At 50.9% G+C, this 18,423-nt stretch carries 16 protein-coding genes; 6 read left to right on the top strand and 10 right to left on the bottom strand.

The features are described from left to right. Positions 1-3: 3 nt before the first annotated feature. From ACZ42L_RS09620 to ACZ42L_RS09635, 4 genes are all read right to left on the bottom strand, one after another. Positions 4-633 (bottom strand): O-methyltransferase, encoded by a 630-nt coding sequence (locus ACZ42L_RS09620; RefSeq protein WP_464702625.1) that lies wholly within the window; start codon positions 631-633, stop codon positions 4-6. Positions 634-635: 2 nt separating this feature from the next. Then, on the bottom strand, positions 636-1,064 hold the full coding sequence (gene aroQ, locus ACZ42L_RS09625) for a type II 3-dehydroquinate dehydratase (RefSeq protein ID WP_464715965.1): 429 nt from the start codon (positions 1,062-1,064) through the stop codon (positions 636-638). 149 nt (positions 1,065-1,213) lie between these two features. After that, positions 1,214-2,698, bottom strand: a complete 1,485-nt coding sequence (cysS, locus tag ACZ42L_RS09630) for a cysteine--tRNA ligase (RefSeq protein WP_464715966.1) — start codon at positions 2,696-2,698, stop codon at positions 1,214-1,216. Between the two features lie 135 nt (positions 2,699-2,833). Beyond that, on the bottom strand, positions 2,834-3,454 hold the full coding sequence (locus ACZ42L_RS09635) for a DUF4294 domain-containing protein (protein ID WP_464701685.1): 621 nt from the start codon (positions 3,452-3,454) through the stop codon (positions 2,834-2,836). Between the two features lie 215 nt (positions 3,455-3,669). On the opposite strand from ACZ42L_RS09635, the gene ACZ42L_RS09640 reads away from it, so the two are divergent. Then, positions 3,670-4,395: a porin family protein gene (locus ACZ42L_RS09640; RefSeq protein ID WP_464698737.1), complete on the top strand. Its 726-nt coding sequence runs from the start codon at positions 3,670-3,672 to the stop codon at positions 4,393-4,395. 245 nt (positions 4,396-4,640) lie between these two features. On the opposite strand, the gene ACZ42L_RS09645 is transcribed toward ACZ42L_RS09640, so the two are convergent. The 5 genes from ACZ42L_RS09645 to ACZ42L_RS09665 all read right to left on the bottom strand — a co-directional run bounded on the left by ACZ42L_RS09645 (position 4,641) and on the right by ACZ42L_RS09665 (position 10,468). Further along, positions 4,641-5,591: a M28 family peptidase gene (locus ACZ42L_RS09645; RefSeq protein WP_464716997.1), complete on the bottom strand. Its 951-nt coding sequence runs from the start codon at positions 5,589-5,591 to the stop codon at positions 4,641-4,643. Positions 5,592-5,653: 62 nt separating this feature from the next. Next, positions 5,654-7,444, bottom strand: coding sequence for a membrane dipeptidase (locus tag ACZ42L_RS09650; RefSeq protein ID WP_464715967.1), 1,791 nt, complete (start codon positions 7,442-7,444; stop codon positions 5,654-5,656). A gap of 4 nt (positions 7,445-7,448) precedes the next feature. Beyond that, positions 7,449-7,928 (bottom strand): Lrp/AsnC family transcriptional regulator, encoded by a 480-nt coding sequence (locus tag ACZ42L_RS09655; protein WP_464698734.1) that lies wholly within the window; start codon positions 7,926-7,928, stop codon positions 7,449-7,451. 150 nt (positions 7,929-8,078) lie between these two features. Beyond that, on the bottom strand, positions 8,079-9,113 hold the full coding sequence (locus tag ACZ42L_RS09660) for a C1 family peptidase (RefSeq protein ID WP_464715968.1): 1,035 nt from the start codon (positions 9,111-9,113) through the stop codon (positions 8,079-8,081). A gap of 47 nt (positions 9,114-9,160) precedes the next feature. After that, positions 9,161-10,468 carry a Fic family protein gene (locus ACZ42L_RS09665; RefSeq protein ID WP_464698730.1) on the bottom strand — a complete coding sequence of 436 codons (1,308 nt, stop codon included), beginning with the start codon at positions 10,466-10,468 and terminating at the stop codon, positions 9,161-9,163. Between the two features lie 202 nt (positions 10,469-10,670). Here ACZ42L_RS09665 and rbfA point away from each other — a divergent pair, with 202 nt between their 5' ends. From rbfA to ACZ42L_RS09680, 3 genes are all read left to right on the top strand, one after another. After that, positions 10,671-11,006 carry a 30S ribosome-binding factor RbfA gene (gene rbfA / locus ACZ42L_RS09670; RefSeq protein ID WP_464698729.1) on the top strand — a complete coding sequence of 112 codons (336 nt, stop codon included), beginning with the start codon at positions 10,671-10,673 and terminating at the stop codon, positions 11,004-11,006. A gap of 6 nt (positions 11,007-11,012) precedes the next feature. Next, positions 11,013-12,254 (top strand): FtsX-like permease family protein, encoded by a 1,242-nt coding sequence (locus tag ACZ42L_RS09675; RefSeq protein ID WP_464705991.1) that lies wholly within the window; start codon positions 11,013-11,015, stop codon positions 12,252-12,254. Between the two features lie 171 nt (positions 12,255-12,425). Further along, positions 12,426-12,848, top strand: a complete 423-nt coding sequence (locus ACZ42L_RS09680) for a hypothetical protein (RefSeq protein ID WP_464698726.1) — start codon at positions 12,426-12,428, stop codon at positions 12,846-12,848. Here the strand turns inward: ACZ42L_RS09680 and ACZ42L_RS09685 are convergent. Then, positions 12,845-14,560, bottom strand: coding sequence for a Na/Pi cotransporter family protein (locus ACZ42L_RS09685; protein ID WP_464698725.1), 1,716 nt, complete (start codon positions 14,558-14,560; stop codon positions 12,845-12,847). The two genes, ACZ42L_RS09680 and ACZ42L_RS09685, sit on opposite strands and share 4 nt — an antisense overlap. An 87-nt stretch (positions 14,561-14,647) precedes the next feature. On the opposite strand from ACZ42L_RS09685, the gene ACZ42L_RS09690 reads away from it, so the two are divergent. Together ACZ42L_RS09690 and metK are read left to right on the top strand one after the other, a co-directional pair. Continuing rightward, on the top strand, positions 14,648-16,309 hold the full coding sequence (locus ACZ42L_RS09690) for a nucleoside kinase (RefSeq protein WP_464715969.1): 1,662 nt from the start codon (positions 14,648-14,650) through the stop codon (positions 16,307-16,309). Positions 16,310-17,144: 835 nt separating this feature from the next. Then, positions 17,145-18,419, top strand: a complete 1,275-nt coding sequence (gene metK / locus ACZ42L_RS09695) for a methionine adenosyltransferase (protein ID WP_464715970.1) — start codon at positions 17,145-17,147, stop codon at positions 18,417-18,419. The last annotated feature ends 4 nt before the right edge of the window (positions 18,420-18,423 follow it).

Here is an 18,423-nt window from a genome sequence, read left to right on the forward strand (position 1 = left end):
CGGTTACTTCTTCCGAATAAGCGTCAGGCCGTCGCGCAGAGGCAATATCACTTTCTCTACCCGCCCGTCGGCAGCCACATGGTCGTTGAACGAGCGGATGCCGATGGTCTGATGGTCGTGGTCGTAGGCCGATTCCACGACATGCCCGTCCCACAATGTGTTGTCGGCCAGGATGTAGCCACCCGGCCTTAACAGGCTCATCACCATCTCATAGGTCTCGATATACGTGCGTTTGTCGCCATCCACAAACGCCATATCAAACTCGATGCCCAGTTTCGGGGCTTCTATATTCGCGTCGCCGATGATGAATTCTATCTTGTCGGCTACCGGACTTTGCTCTATCCACGGCCGTGTGAAGTCTTCCATCTCGTCGTTGATTTCAAATGTCCACACCTTTCCGCCTTCCTCCAATCCCATAGCCATCGCTATGGCAGAGTATCCGCTGAATGTTCCTACCTCCAGAATGTTGCGTGGTCGGAGCATCTGTACGAGCATCTTCAGTAACTGTCCCTGCACCCGACCGCTCGCCATGCGCCCGTGGATGGTATATATATTGGTGGCACGATACAGCCGATAGAGATATTCGTGTTCCCGTTCGCTGTGCTCCGTTACGTATTCGTCTAGCGATATCATGCTCACTTCCCTTCTTCTACAAGTGCCATGACGGCCAATTCGTACGACCGCAGACCGAAACCGGCTATCACTCCCCGGCATCCGGCAGCAATCATGGAGTGGTGACGGAACTCTTCACGACTATGCACATTGCTGATATGCACCTCTATCACCGGGCACTTGAGCGAGCGGATGCAGTCGAGCAGAGCCACTGAAGTGTGCGTATAAGCCCCGGCATTCAGCACAATACCATCGTAGCTGAACCCTACTTCCTGCATCTTATCGATGAGTTCGCCCTCTATATTACTTTGATAGTACGATATTTCGGCCTCGGCAAACCGCTTTTGGAGGTCTGGTAGGTAGCTCTCAAACGAACAATCGCCATAAATACCCGGCTCTCGCATGCCCAACAAATTCAGGTTGGGCCCATTCATTATTAATATCTTCTTCATCTCTTTGCGTGATATATGGGCAAAGATAGCAAATTACCACGTGATTTGGGCAATAATAGGAGAGAAATAAAAAGCCTGGCTCTCCATAGAGCCAGGCTTTATTTGTTATCAGCAGTCCTCATCCCTGCATATCAAGGACGGGACAATTATTATAGTTTCCAAGTCACGCCGTCCTTGGTATCTTTCACTTCGAAGCCGGCAGCGGCAAGCGCATCGCGTATCTGGTCGCTCGTAGCCCAGTCTTTATTGTCCTTTGCTTTCTTGCGAAGTTCAAGCACCATGTCGACCACCTTGCCGAAAGCAGCCTCACGTGCATCGTTGTTTGTCCCGTTCTCGCTCTTCAGTCCGAGCAGTTCAAAGGCAAAAAGATTCATCGTATCGGCCAGTTCTGTCAGGTCTTCGCCACTAATCTGTGCCTTATGGTCGAGCAGAATATTGATTAAGTGGCACGCTTCAAACAGATGGCTGATAACCACTGGTGTCTGCAAGTCGTCGTTCATGGCGTCGTAGCACTGCTGGCGAAGCCCCTTCACAAAAGCCTTTGTCGATGCGTCGCTCTCACTTCCGGCCTGAACCCGACTTAAATCTGAGATACCGTTCATCAGTTTATTGAGTCCCTTCTCGCTGGCAATGAGCGCTTCGTTAGAGAAATCTACCGTTCCACGATAGTGGGCTGATAGGATGAAGAAGCGGATAGTCATGGGCGAGAAAGCCTTCTCCAGACTCTCGTGGTTGCCCGTGAAGAACTGTTCGAGCGTGATAAAGTTGCCCAGACTCTTGCCCATCTTCTGTCCGTTGATGGTTATCATGTTGTTGTGCATCCAGTAATGCACCATCTCGTCACCCTGGCTGGCCACCGCCTGTGCTATCTCGCACTCATGATGCGGGAACACCAAGTCCATTCCACCGCCATGAATATCGAAATGATCGCCCAGATACTTGCGGCCCATAGCCGTACATTCGCAGTGCCACCCAGGGAAACCATCGCCCCACGGACTCGGCCAGCGCATGATATGTTCGGGTTGTGCTTTCTTCCACAGGGCGAAGTCCACCTGATTGCGCTTCTCGCCCACGCCGTCCAGTTCGCGACTGTTGTTGATTACGTCGTCCAGGTTACGGCCCGACAGGATGCCGTACTTATGGTCCTTGTTGTATTTCTCTATATCGAAATAAATAGACCCGTTGCTCTCATAGGCATATCCATTGGCCAGAATTTCCTTGACCAGCTGTTCCTGCTCAATGATATGGCCGGTGGCATGCGGCTCTATGCTCGGCGGAAGCACATTGAGTGCATCCATAGCTTGATGATAGCGGTTGGTGTAGTGCTGCGCTATCTCCATCGGCTCAAGCTGTTCCAACCGTGCTTTCTTCTCTATCTTGTCATCCCCCTCGTCGGCATCGTGTTCCAGATGTCCCACATCGGTGATATTACGCACATAGCGTACCTTGTAGCCGAGGTGTTTCAGATAGCGGAAAAGCAGGTCGAACGTGATGGCCGGACGTGCATGTCCCAGATGTGGGTCGCCATAGACGGTAGGTCCGCACACATACATCCCCACATTGGGAGCATGCAATGGCTTGAAAATCTCTTTCCGTCGGGAAAGAGTATTATAGACAAAAAACTTCTGTTCCATATAATATTTCGTTTATTTTACAAAGATAATGCAAACGAGCGCAATGAAAGTTTACTTCCAAATTGCCGAGTGCAGCTTAGCTTCTACAAAGGTAATGCAAACGAGAGAAACAGGAAAATAAAATACAGATGTTTTTCATAATTGCCCTGCCTCAACCTGTCTCACGATTCGTTCGGTCACCCGGTCCACCCCGTCGCCGTCGTATTTCTTCATCAGACTGGCGCCGAAGGCCCATGCGAAAGCCTGCCAGAAGCCGGCACGGATAGGACCGAGAAAGGCTTGGATAAGATTGTACGAAGAGCTGTTGCACTCGCGATACACCAGTTTTATCAGCAATTTGCCCTGCGAATACGACAGCTTCTTCATGCGCGGACCGTATTCTTCCTTCAGGCTCTTCTCCACTATTTTCATGTGGGCATCGCGGGCACGCTTGTTGGGCAGCGTCTCCAGATAGTCGCCCGTCTCGATAATGATGCGGTTCACCTCTTTAGCCATAGGCAGAACTTTCTTCACATTGGCCACCAGGCGGTTGTAGGCCATGCGCTGACGTGCATCTGCAAACACCGGCACCGGGTACACATAGATGTCGTTCAGCTCTACATACTGGATAGAGTCGCCATCCCTGAGCACCTTGCCCACCTTCACCATCGGCACAAAGGTGGGGTTGTCCATGTCCACTTCCCTGTCTTCGGGGTTGACACGGACAGGTCCGTCGTTCTGTGCAAGCACAAAGACGTGGCACAGAGCGATGAACATGCACAATATACCCATACGTAGCTTCATCGCAAAGCAAAAGTAGTTATATTTTCGGAATCGATGAAATTTAGACTGCGAATTTTCCTTTATCGGGGTGTGCACGCCGTTCCTGCCCCTGCTTTTTAGGGAAATTCCTCAGCCAAATAGGCTTTTCTCTCCTTACGCATTGTCCACGATTGCGTACATTTGTGCTGAAACCAATAAATTAGAGACTTATGAAACATTACATTCTTTCAGCGTTATCGGCCCTCTTGTTATTGGGCAGCATGCCGGCCAAGGCACAGTATTATCCCGACGGACGCCCCATTCCGCCACGCAAACGGGCTGCCTATTATGCCAACCGGAACAGGCAGCAGTACAGGGCACGCCCCAGCTACAACTCGTACAACAACAATATATATTATGGTATGCGTGCGGGACTGGGCATTGCCAATGTCAATTCCGATTCGAAAATACTCGATACCAACAAATCGAAGACCGGACTGAACGTAGGTATGGTGCTGGGAACACAGCTTACCAACCGTGCACCGCTCTTCTTTGAGACGGGAGTGTACTACACAGAGAAAGGAGGAAAGAGCACATATAAGGGCCAGAAGTTCACCTACGGGCTGAACTACGTAGAACTCCCCCTGCTCCTGAAGTACAAATACCACGCCGACCGCGACTTCACCATCGAACCCTTCGTGGGCGGATACCTGGCCTGTGGAGTGGGGGGAAAGATTAAAGACTACGACAACCGCGCTGCCTATCCCAGTTTCAGCGAAGACTACAACGACAACTTCCGACGCTTCGACGGTGGACTCAAAGTGGGGTGCGGACTGGGATTCCAGATGATGTACCTCGAAGCGAGCTACGATATGGGACTGGCCAACGTGGGGAAAGACGACTTCGAAGACACGCATACAGGCACGTTCAACCTCACTTTCGGCGTCAATTTCTGACGGTTCGACCCACAGTCGGCCCACCTGGCAACGCGACTATCCGATATACAAAAAACTGCGGAGGCTCGGCAGTATTGCTGAAGAGTCTCCGCAGTTTTACTGTTTGGCCCTTGCAGCATTGCTGCCAAGGCCTTGCAGAAAAATAGGGTCGTAAGTTTTTGAGTTTCTGAGTGATTGAGTTGAAATACAAGGTTGCCCACTTTGCCATGCCGGCACAGCATGCGTGGGATGTTCCCATCGCTCCCTTACTCTGTGAACAGTACCTGTATGACGGTCTGGCCCACAGCTTTGAGCGTATTCTTGTCGATATGCTGCATATCGTCGGCAAGGGTGTGCCATGTCGGACCGAATGAACTCTGCTGGCAATCGGGATAATACGGAATGATGTCGACGGTGGGAATCTTGGCAAAGTCGTTCACCGGAATGTGGTCGTCTGTCACAGCTCCGCCAGCCGCCTTGGGGAAGAAGCTGCCGTAACCGGCCGACCGCGCTGCACGCCATACTTTCTTGACGATTTCGGGCGCATACTGCTTAGACATCTGTTCCTGATAGAACCTTGCTCCCTGTCCGCCCACCATATCGAGCAAGATGCCGTAGCGAGGGGCATAGCCTGCCGGTATGTGCTGCGACCAATACTGTGCGCCAAGTGCCCAGCTGTCGCCATTGTCGGCAACGTCGGCCCACTGCGGTGTACCCCAGTCCTCGGCGTCGAAGCAAACGAAGTCGACACCGATATTCAGTTTCTTGTCCTGATTCAGCAGTCGGGCTATCTCCAGCATCACCGCCACGCCACTGGCGGCATCGTTGGCAGCCACGATGGGCTTGCGCCAGTTGGCAGAATCGGGGTCGTTGTCGGCCCAAGGGCGACTGTCCCAGTGGGCACACAGCAAGATACGCGTGGTGAGTTCAGGACGGTACGATGCCATGATGTTCTGGCTCTTCAGTATCGTCCCGTCGTAGCCTTTGAGGTCGGCATGCTGCACTTCTACCTTGCAACCATAGTCTTCAAACTTCTTCACTATCCATTCGGCGCAGCGGTCGTGTCCCACACTGTTCATGGAGCGCGGTCCGAAGTCGCACTGTGCCTGTGTGAAGGCATAGGCACTGTCGGCATTGAAAGCCGGCCCTACCGGGCTTACCTTCTCCACCTCCTCGGTTTCGGGCAGCATTTCGCCCTGCCCACTGTGCCAGCCCATGAAGGCATAAGCCAGGCCGGCCAATACAAGTAAACTCACGATGATGATGATTGGTTTCTTTTTCATTTTCCGAAATTCTGTACTTGGGTCATTACACGAAGCCAGTTGCCACCCCAAATCTTCCGTATATCGTCTTCGCTGTAGCGTTTGCGCAACAGGCGGATGGTGAAATTGATAAGCTCGGAAGAGTCTGCCAGACCGGGCGCACCGCCATCTCCGTCGAAATCTGTACCCAGACCGACATGGTCGATACCCGCAATGGCAATGGCATGCTCCAGATGCTGCATGACATCTATGATGGAAGCATTGTTGGAATCCTTGCGCAGGAAACCCTTGTAAATAGTGATTTGCGCCACACCGCCCTTGGCTGCGAGTGCCCGTAACTGGTCGTCGTAGAGGTTACGGGGCACATCGCACAGCTCACGGCAACTGCTATGGCTGCATACGATGGGCGTGCGACTTATCTCCAATGCGTCGTAAAAGCTCTTCTCGCCGCCATGACTGAGGTCTACCATCACTCCACGGCGATTCATTTCGTGAATCACCTGCTCGCCGAATGCGCTCACGCCATTGTGAGTGTGGGCAGTGCGGGCGGCGCTGTCGCATATATCATTGTCGCCGTTGTGGCACAAGGTGATGTAGACGATGCCGCGGTCGGCAAAGTGTTTCACCAGACTGAGGTCTTGGCCCAGTGCCAGCCCGTTCTCTATACCGAGCATGATGCTCTTCCGGCCGGCAGACTTGTTGTCGTAAAGTTGCTGTGGCGTGCGGGCGATAGCGACGTAACGACTGTTCTCGGCCACGATTTCTTCTATCTTGTCGAAGATGAGATTGGCATACTGTGTGGGCGTGATGGTATCGCCGGGACGGTGTATCGCCGTCTGAATACGGGCATAGTCTACCAGTTGGGCAAAGTCTTCGCCCTCGCAGGGCTGGGGCAGATAGGCCACCATTGTGACGGCATCCTGCCGTCCGTCGGTCATCTTGTGCAAGTCGACAAGGATGCGTGGGTCGCGCTGCTCGAAGTGGATGCCCTGGGGAAAGAACATCGGCGTGTCGCAATGGGTGTCAAGTGTCAGCACACGGGCATGCACATCGCATGCCTCGCGATACTCCGCTGCACGTTCTACGAGCCATGAGAAGAGTTTCTGCCCATCGGCTTCGAGCCATTCGGGATGCCACTGCACACCCAACACAGACTTATGCTCCGTGCTCTCCACGCCTTCGATAGTGCCGTCGGCAGCCTGTGCCGTGACACGGAGATGCCGGCCTGGATTGTCTACAGCCTGATGATGGAAGCTGTTGACGAAGATACGTTCCGACTGATAGACAGCGTATAGGTAGGAGTCTTGCTCGATATAGACACTATGCGTGGGCAGAGTGCGGTCGGCATTCTGCGAATGCTTGACCGTCGGCGTGCCCATATCCTGCCGTACATGGCCATCCAAAGCGATGGCCAAAGTCTGCATGCCGCGACATATCCCCAGTATAGGTATCTGCCTGTTCAGGGCCAATCGGCAGATGAGCAGTTCGGCCAGGTCGCGCTCACCGTTCACATGTCCCACCCCGGATTCAGGTTCTTCGCCAGCCCAGAGGGGATTCACGTCAGCCCCTCCGGTCAGGATGAGCGCGTCGATATGTTCGAGTGTGCTGATGATGACGTGGCGTTCGGCCACAGGAGGAATGATAACGGGCGTGCCACCAGCTGCCACAACCTGTTTATAATAGCGGTCGCGCAACGTGGCATTGATGTCGGTATGGTCGGATGTCAGGCCAATGACCGGCCGGCGGTTGCCTTCCGGAAACACGGCATAGATGTCGTTCAGATGCGACTCTAAATCAAAGGATTCCATGTAGTTACTGTTTTTTTGCGAACGCGTCGGTATTGACGGGTATCTCGCGCTTGATACTCTGCTCCAGGGAAATCAGTGTCTCGGTGCTCACGACACCGGGAATGCCTTGTAACTGATTGTTGAGTAAGTCCATGAGCTGCTCGTTGTCTTGGGCATACAGCTTGACCAACATTGTGTAAGGGCCTGTGGTGAAATGGCATTCCACAATTTCGGGAATGCTCGCAATGCGTTCTACCACGGTCTTGTACATGCTGCCACGCTCCAGATTGAGTCCCACATAGGTACAGGTGGAATAGCCCAGGCTCTTGGGATTGACATCGAAGCCACTACCTGTGATGACTCCATTGGCCATCAAATGCTGTACGCGCTGATGAATGGCGGCACGCGACACGCCACACTCGGCTGCTACGTCTTTAAACGGAATACGTGCATTCTTCGAAAGGATGCTGAGTATCTTCTTGTCTAGGTTGTCTATTTTATCCATTTTTATCTTGATTATTTTCTTATTTGAGGTTCAAAAGGTAACTCATCTAGCAAGCAAATATAATGAAAACTATTGATACGGGCAACAGAAAGCGACGAAAAGAAAGATTTAACGAACAAAATGACATTTTTTATTGCTCTTATAGAGTCGTCATTCGGTGCGGGGCATGACCACGGCTACGGTTTTCAATCGTACATAATCTTCGCTCAGATACATGAATCCACCATATTTATTATCCGTACCCCACGAATTCTTGGCAATAAAATAGCGGCGGCCCTGAAAGTCGCGAGCCAATCCGACAAGCTCCATACAGTGATCGTCGGTGGTGAGGAAGTGCTGCAAATCGTTCAACCGACGTATATCAGTAGCGTTACGGTCGCCCTCATCGACCTCGGCTATCCCTTGCTCGAAGTTGAATCCAGGTTCACTGATATCGCCTTCCCAGCACACCGGATGGCCTTGCTCCAGTGTCTTGCGAACAGACTGCATCAATTCGTCGATAGGAAGATTGCGGAAACGGTAGCCTTGTGGATTATCGGGCAACTCCAGTGCCACATCTTCGTGCCACGGATGATGGGCAAAACTTGTCAGAGAGATGTACTCGTCGCGACCACAAACACTGTGGGCAAACTCCAAAGGGGTGTATTCTGCACCCAGCATATGAACGTAGCGTGCCGGCATATAGCCCATAGCACGGTCGAGCATATCGCCGAGCCGCTCATTCATATTGTCGATTCCCACGTGTCGGACAGCAGCCACTTCGGCCAGACGCGCCACCTTCCGGCTCAGCACATTCACATTCAGGCCCACTTGGTCTTCATAACTGTCATAGGGTTCTGCCCCCACTGTCATCAGCATGTCGATGAGCAACGGGGCCATTCCACGCATGCTGAACGTGCTGTTCCCCTGCGACAGATAATGCACACGGGCCAACTGCTGCAATCGCATGCGCGTGATGAAGGCGGTAGAGAGATTCACCGAGTCGCCTTGCATCAGGTGTTCGCTCTCGATAGTGGCCAGCATGGCATAGGCCCAGCATAGCTGTCCGCTCCCCTGATTCTTCACCGGCGTGGTCTTAATCATCACATCCGTGACAAACCGACTCTTCTCTGGCTGCGTTTTCGTGGGTCGGCTGCAACTCACCAACGCCACAGCGACGACTATATATAAAAGGTGTTTCTTCACAACTGCAATATTTTAACGATTGTACGAGACAGGGACAATATCCCTCATCACTTATGTCTGGAAACGATTTCATCGAATTCGGCGGTACGCACATAGCCTCGTTTCACTTTGTTCAGGGCTATCTCTTGCAGAATACCCTTTGCCACAAGCCCCATGATATCAGACTTTGCAGTAGTAGGAGTAACAAAAAATCTGGTTTGCACATCCTTCACTGTAAGCATTTCATTTGTTCTGTCTGTAAATATTCTGATGATTTGTGCTTGTCGTTCATTGATATCACCTATATGCAGGAATCTGTTTGCCGCATCTTTCTCTGCCTGCTTACGCTTGATATAGGCCTGCAACTGATCAAAAGATTGCTTCAACACACGTAGATGATAGGCTACGAAATAGCCCATATCCATATTATCGGCCTCGGTATAAAGATAGGCTTTCTCGTAACTCTTCTTTGATTTAGCGATAACACGCGATATCGACAGGTACTCTGTCAGCCAATAGCCCTGCTTCAACATGTACCAATAGAAAAGCGCACGAGCCGTACGGCCGTTTCCATCTACAAACGGGTGCATATAGGCAATCATGAAATGGATGATGATTCCGCGGATAATGGGATGAACAAACACTTGCGGTTTGTCATCATTAAAGAAGTCGCAAAGTTGCTTGATGAACTCCGGAATCTCTTCAAACGACGGTGGTGTATGGACTACCTCGTGCGTAATGGCATTCTCTACCACCACATCGTCATTCCCACGAAACCTGCCTGCATCTGCCTGATTCTCCAAAGTATCATTCGTCATTAACCGATGTACCTCTTGCAACAATTCCACCGACAGTGGTTGATGCTTATGCGCAACGATAAATTCTATCGTCTGATAGTTGTTGAATATCATCTGTTGAGACTTATCCTTAGGCATCACCTTCTTCCGAAGCATATCCTTGGCTATCTTGCGGGTAGTAGCTGCACCCTCCATCTGACTGGAAAAGATAGCTTCTTCCATCAACGATGACACCAGATACTGCCCCCTGTTCTCGCTGTTATTTACAGAGTCAGCCCCCCATGAGCCACCGAAATTCATGTCGAACTCATGGCACATGCGTTGCATCTGATTGGTAAGAGAAAACCAGATGTGGTAACGAGGCCACGCTGTGACCCTGTTTTTTACCCTCGATACTTTCACTTCTGTCCATAATTGCTCGGCCGACAGCCCCACCAAAGCACTTTTATACTTCACAGAATCCCAATACTCATAGTTCTCATTGATTTTATCAACGAGTTCGCTTACCTCTTCTTCTGTCCCTTTCAATATGGATTCGAAATAGGATTTATCGTCTATTACGGGAGGGAATTCTACCATACAACTATATATTTAACGCTCCAAAGATATACAATTCTTTCCAATTTTGCAAGAATTGGAAAGAATTGTATATCTAAAAACCTTTTTTTACAAGTCGGGAACAAGCAGTCAAGGTGCTAATTAAACATAAAAAGTGAAAGAATCTTAATGCTGGCATTCGTAGATTTTGTAACTTTGCCCTACAACATATATGTTTTAGACTATGCAAGAGACAAGACAAAACCGCATATCGCGCTTACTCCAGAAGGAGATTGCGACTATTTTTCAGGAGCAGACACGCCTGATGCACGGCACTATGGTCAGTGTGACACGCGTTAAAATCAGTCCGGACCTAGGTATTTGTACGGCATACCTGAGCATCTTCCCATCGGAGAAGGGCGAAGAGATGCTGAAGAATATTATTAAAAACGAGAAGACTATCCGCTACGAACTGGGTAAGCGCGTACACAATCAGCTTCGTATCATCCCCGAACTGCGATTCTTCATCGACGATTCCTTGGACTATATAGAGCGCATAGACGAGTTGTTGAAGAAATAAGAGGATATGAATTTCCCACTGTTCATAGCTCGACGCTACCTCTTTTCCAAAAAGAGTACGAACGCCATCAATGTGATTTCATTCATATCGGTGGTGGGTGTAGCCGTTGCCACGATGGCACTTGTCATCGTACTGAGCGTGTTCAATGGGTTTCACGACTTGGTTGCGACCCTCTTTACCAACTTCGATCCCCAACTGGAAATCGTTCCTACGAGAGGGAAGACTGCTCCGGCAGACGATCCCATCCTCACGAAAATCAGGGCATTGCCACAAGTAGACGTGGCTACAGAGAGCGTGGAAGACATGGCACTGGCTATGTATCAGGGTCAACAGACAATGGTCACTGTCAAAGGAGTGGACGATAACTTCGACCAGCTCACCCACATCAAGAGCATACTCTACGGAGACGGGCAGTTCGGACTGCATGCCGGAAACCTGCAATATGGTATTCCGGGCATCCGGCTGGCACAGACGCTGGGCATCGGAGCGCGTTGGAACGGATTCCTGCAAATATATGCGCCACAGCGCGAGGGCCAACTCGACATGATGGACCCATCGGGCGGATTCGTCCAAGACTCGCTGATATCGGCCGGTGTGGTGTTTGTCGTCAACCAGGCCCGATACGACAAGAATTACATTCTCACCTCCATCGCCTTTGCCCGCAATCTATTCGGGCAACAAGGCATGCTGTCGTCGCTCGAAATACGACTGAAAGACGGTAGCAATCTCGACGACGTGAAGGCACAGATGCAGCAGATAGCAGGAGACAAATACACCGTCAGAGACCGCTTCGAGCAACAGGCCGACACCTTTAAAATCATGCAGATAGAGAAAATCATTGCCTATCTGTTCCTCTCATTTATATTAGTGGTGGCCTGTTTCAACATCATCGGGTCGCTCTCCATGCTCATCATCGACAAGAAAGACGATGTCGTCACGCTTCGCAACCTGGGAGCTTCCGACAAGCAGATAACCCGTGTTTTTCTTTTCGAGGGTCGCATTATTTCGCTCATTGGTGCTGTAGTGGGCATTGGTCTGGGGCTGTTGCTCTGCTGGTTGCAACAGCGTTTCGGCATAGTATCGCTCGGTAACAGCAGCGGCAACTTCATCGTGAACGCCTATCCTGTCAGTGTTCACTACGACGACATCCTCATTATCTTCATCACCGTACTTGCGGCTGGCTGGCTATCTGTGTGGTATCCCGTGAGATACCTGAGCAGAAGACTGCTCGGAGACAGCAGCAAGTAAACCTTCCCAACACTTCCTATACCCCTCGTTCAGCTTGTCCTGTTAAGTTCGATTAACGGGATTGTCTGTTTTCGTGAACTCATACTTCCATCGTTCATCGTAATTTTGCCTTCGGAACTTCTGAATATGAGCAGCGGTTTTCAAGATAACAACCCTTTTAATCATTAAGACATGAACGAATTCTATCCAAACAATCAGAGACAACAAGACGAAGCAGAGAGAAAAGACAGGATGAACAAGGCCATCGGCCAACTGGGAAAGGAAATGGAGCAATTACTCAAACTCACCCCTGAACACAAGAACTATTACTGGAAAGGCACTACCACCGACTTGATAGAAATGGTGTACGATACGTACATGATGTGCGAGCTGCGCGACCGTCGAGGCTGCCCCTTCACTTTCAAGCACATGATTCACCATGTGTGTTCGGTACTCCACGTCTACGAGCCACGCAATCCAAGAGCATACGTACACAGGGCACGTATGCGAAAAGAAGTCAGGCAAACAGCTTTTCTGGATCGCTATGCGGCGCTCATGCGCCACGACAGCAATCCCATGAAAAGTCTGATAGGCCGTGTATCCGGCCGAGATTAACCTACATGCTGGCGCACGCCCATACGAGCCTCGACCACATTGACCACGTAGTCGCCCAGTTTCTCGCACTCCTGAATCAAGTCCATATACATCGTACCCACACTATAGGTGTACAGGTGGTTGTTGATGTCGTTGATATTCTGCGTGCGCAACTGGTTACGGAAGTTGTTGATTTCGTTCTCAATGTTGAAAGACAGGTTGGCGTCCAGCTCCTCTCTATGGCCGGCAAAGAGCGTATTCATCTGCGTGAGTGCATCGTTCGTGAGCTGCATCATCTGGTGGATATGCCCATATTGCTGCGCCGTGAAGTCTTCCTTGCTCTGATGCAGGCGGCTGATGGTGCGGGCCATGTTGAAGCAACTGTCGCCGATGCTCTCGATTTCAGAGATTTCGCGCAACATGGCACGTATCTTCAGCTTCGTGTCGTCGCTCAGGTGGGCGCGACCTACCTCATCCAAGTACTTCGCTATCTCTATCTCCATATTGTCAGAGATACCCTCGTACTTTTCTATCCGACTATACAATTTCACAAATTTAGCATCGTCGGTCTCCTTCATCAAGTCGGGAACCATGCTGAACATACGCTGAATACGTTCGGCAAACGACTCGATTTCTTTCTGGGCTTCCAGCACCGAGAGTTCCGGTGTGCGCATAATACCCGTTTGGATGAAGCGCAGACGGAAGTCATCTTCAGCATCCACCTTACCGGGTTTGATAAGCCAGCAAACCAATTTCTCTATCTGTGGGATAAACCAAATCAGGATTCCCGTATTCAGAACGTTGAACGAAGTATGGAAAGCTGCCAATATAATAGGTAGCCGCAGCGCCAGCTCCTTCGTAGAAAGCGCATTGGCATCGGGATCATAGTTCACGAATCCGCACACCGTCCGTACAAACGGGTAGAACACCAGCAACACCCAGACTACTCCAATCACGTTGAATACCAAATGGGCCAAGGCCGTTCGCCGTGCCTGCGTATTCGCTCCGAGAGCCGCAAGGTTGGCCGTTGCGGTAGTACCGATATTCTCTCCCATCACAAGGGCAATACCCAGATAGATGGGCAGAACGCCACTGGAGCACAGCATGATAGTGATGGCCATCACGGCTGCCGACGACTGCACCACACACGTGATGACCGTGCCTATCAGCAGGAACGTAAAGATGGTGAGATAGCTGTTCATGTCGAATGTCTCAAAGAAGTGGATAACCGATGGATTGTGCTCCAAGTCAAGGGCTTTTCCTGCTCCGCTCAACAGCACGAGACTGAAAAAAAGGAACGAGATACCGAAGAGGAAGTCGCCCACATAGCGGAAACGACGCGTATAAATGAGAACTATGCCCACCAGGAATGCCGGAAACACGAATTCAGTAAGGTCTACCGAGTAGCCCAGCGACATAATCCAGGCCGTGAGCGTAGTACCGATGTTGGCTCCCATAATCACCGATATGGCCTGTGCCAGTGTGAGCAGACCCGCATTTACGAACGAGACCGTCATCACGGTAGTAGCCGACGACGACTGGACGGCACAAGTGATAAATGTACCGGTAAGCATACCGGTGAACCGGTTGGTCGTCATCGCACCAAGGATATGGCGTAATTGCGAGCCGGCCATCTTCTGCAAGGCCTCACTCATCACCTTCATACCGTAAATCAATAATGCCAGCGAACCAACAATCTTAAAGAAAATCAACACATAGTCACTTGTTCCCATATTTTTATTTTTTTGTCATACTGTCTGCTTGGAACTTATACAGCTTTTTATTACCTTTACACACGCCAATTTATATTTATTTAGCGAATGAAACAAATGTTACAAATACGTTGCAAAAATAATAAAAAAACTCTAAAGGTTGCAATCGGAAGCACACTTTCTGACGTTTTTAATGAATTAAATCTGAATTTGCCCTACGGGCCTGTCAATGCAAAAGTGAACAACAGGGTAGAGGGGATGAACTATCGACTCTACCACAACAAAGACATCGAATTTCTCGACATGCACAACAACTCGGCCTCGCGATGCTACACGCGAAGCCTGTTCATGGTATGCTGCAAGGCCATACACGACCTCTATTCGGGCGCCGAGGTGGTGATAGACATTCCCGTATCCAAGGGCTACTACGTAAACCTGCAGATAGGCCGAGAGATAACGGCCGACGATGCTGACCGCATCCGCACGCGCATGCAGCAGATTATCGACGCCCACATCCCCTTCCGGCGCTTCGAAGTGCCCACCGAAGAGGCCATCGGAATGTTCCGAACCAAGGGCGACGAGGCTAAGGTGAAACTGCTCCAGAATGCCGGCACGCTCTACACAACCTATTATCAGCTCGACGATTTCGTGGATTACTTCTACGGTTCGCTGCTCACCAACACCTCCGGACTCTATCTCTTCGGACTCGAACTGTTCAACCGGGGACTACTGTTGCGCATCCCCTCGCAAGCCGACCCGTCACTTCTGTCCGAAATGACCGACCAAGACAAGATGTTCGAGATATTTCGCGAACACCATCAATGGCAAGACATCATGGGCATCCGCACCGTGGGCGACATCAACGAAGCCGTGAAAGACGGCAAGACCACAGAGCTTATCAATGTGTCGGAAGCCCTTCAGGAGAAGAAGATAGCACAGATAGCCGAAGAGATAGCACGACGCAAGGGTGTGAAACTCGTGCTGCTGGCCGGCCCGTCGTCATCGGGCAAGACCACCACGTGCAAGCGGCTGTCCATCCAACTCATGACCAACGGTATCAAGCCCTTGCAGATTTCGCTCGACGACTACTTTGTAGACCGCGACACCACACCCAAAGATGCCAACGGAGAGTACGACTATGAGAGTCTCTACGCCCTCAATCTGCCACTCATCAACCGGCAGTTCACGGCATTGTTCAACGGCGAAGAGGTGGAATTGCCTACCTACAACTTCCAGACAGGCAAAAGCGAGATGAAGGGGAAAAAGCTCCGTATGGACGAGAACAACGTACTCGTGGTGGAGGGCATACACGCACTCAACCCCGAACTGACGGCGCAGATACCCGAAGCACAGAAGTTCCGCGTCTACGCTTCGGCCCTGACCACCATCCTGCTCGACGACCACAACTACATACCCACGACCGACAACCGACTCTTGCGACGCATAGTGCGCGACTTCAAGTATCGTGGCGTCACCGCACAGGAGACCATCCACCGCTGGCCATCGGTAAGAGCGGGCGAAAACAAATGGATATTCCCCTATCAGGAAAATGCCGATGCCATGTTCAATACGGCCATGCTCTTCGAACTGGCTGTGCTCAAGACACAGGCCGAACCCCTGTTGGAGCAAGTACCCGAAGACTGCGAAGAGTATAGCGAAGCCTATCGCCTGAAAAAGTTTCTGCGCTACTTCCAGCCCATCAGCAACCACGACATTCCGCCCACAAGCCTCTTGCGCGAATTCCTGGGCGGCAGTTCATTCAAGTACTAGATTTCCATCGTTTTACTGCCAAGCCTCCGCAGTATCACTGTCTGGCCTTTGCAGCACTGCTGTTAGGGCTTTGCAGCGATGCTGCGGAGGCTTGGCAGTTTTTTGAAGTTGACGAGTAGACAAGAGACAAGTAGACGAGTCGAGTTTTAAAGTAATAAGTTTCAGGAGAAAATTGATGATTTATCATTGAGAGCTGATAATAGGTTAGGTAGGGGATTGAGGATATTGTAGGGACGCGGCATGCCGCGTCCGCAAGTAAGGGCAGCCCCTACAACTCACCAACTTAAAAACTAAAAGACTTATTTGCCATGTGGAGTACCTATCGGCACTCTTCCCTTATTTATTCTCTTATCCGACGGTTGTCGCTGTGCGACAACACATCGGCTAGTATAAACTGTAGCGGTTTTACCGCTATGATTTGTTGATGGACAACGAGACTAACCGCAACGCGGTTACAGTTCATAATAGCCTACGGTTGGAGCGAAGCGTAAACCGTAGGACAAGATGTGCGAGGAAGGATGAGTGCCGATAGGTACTCCACATAGATAATTGATAATTGAAAGTCGAGAATTGACAATAGAGAAGTATTTCTCGTTAGTCCTACAACTCACCAACTCATGAACTCAAAGACTCACCCAATAAATATGTCTCTTTTGTTCCTCTGTCCTTATGTCCCAAATCTGCCTTTTTGGCACTCATCGGGCTAAAAAACACCCCCTTGCCAATGATTCCCGTAAAATCTTTGTCCGTGTCGGCGAATTGTCGTAACTTTGCACATTCAAAGTTACGTAACACATACATCAAGTGTATGTATATTTAGAAAGGAAGTTATATTATGTCTTATTTATTCTCTTCAGAATCAGTTTCAGAGGGACATCCTGACAAAGTGTCCGACCAGATATCCGATGCTCTGCTCGATCAATTCCTGGCTTACGATGCGCAGGCACGCTGTGCCATCGAGTCGTTCTGCACCACAGGACAGGTAGTCATCATGGGCGAGGTACGCTCAGAGGCTTATGTCGACCTGCCCACCATCACGCGCAAGACCATCGAGAAGATTGGCTACTCCAAGGCCGAATACCAGTTCGACTATAATTCATGCGGCATCCTCTCGGCCATCCACGAACAGAGCGACGACATCAATCGCGGTGTCGACCACCAGAACGAGGAAGAACAGGGCGCCGGCGACCAAGGTATGATGTTCGGCTATGCCGTCAACGAGACCGACAACTACATGCCCGTATCGCTCGACCTGGCCCATCTGCTCATGACAGAGCTGGCTGCCATCCGCAAGGAAGGCAAGCTCATGACCTATCTGCGCCCCGACTCGAAGAGCCAGGTGACCATCGAGTACAGCGACGACAATATTCCGCAGCGCATAGATACTATCGTGGTGAGTACACAGCACGACGACTTCATCAAGAAAGCCGACGGGACAGACGACGATGATGCCATGCTGGCCAAGATACGCGAGGATGTAAAGACCATCCTGATACCCCGTGTGAAGGCTCGCTGCGACGAGAAAGTGCTGGCATTATTCAACGACGACATCAAGTATTTCGTCAATCCTACAGGCAAATTCGTTATCGGTGGCCCTCACGGAGACACCGGACTCACCGGCCGAAAGATTATCGTAGACACCTACGGAGGCAAGGGTGCTCACGGCGGTGGAGCTTTTTCGGGCAAGGACTCCAGCAAGGTAGACCGCTCGGCAGCCTATGCCGTGCGCCATATTGCAAAGAACATGGTGGCAGCAGGCGTGGCCGACGAGATGCTCGTACAGGTGAGCTATGCCATCGGTGTGGCCAAGCCCGTGAATATCTACGTCAACACCTACGGCCGTAGCCACGTTGCCATGAGCGACGGAGAGATTGCCAAGAAGATAGAAGAGCTGTTCGACCTGCGCCCGAAAGCCATCGAGCGCGACCTGAAACTGCGCCAGCCGATGTATCTGGAGACCGCAGCCTACGGCCATATGGGTCGCAGGAACGAAGTGGTGAAGAAGACTTTCAGCAGCCGTTATCACGAGACACGCACCATCGACGTGGAACTCTTCACATGGGAGAAGCTCGACCGCGTGGCCGACATCAAACGCGCGTTCAATCTCTAAGTCT

Source organism: Prevotella mikamonis (assembly GCF_055381405.1).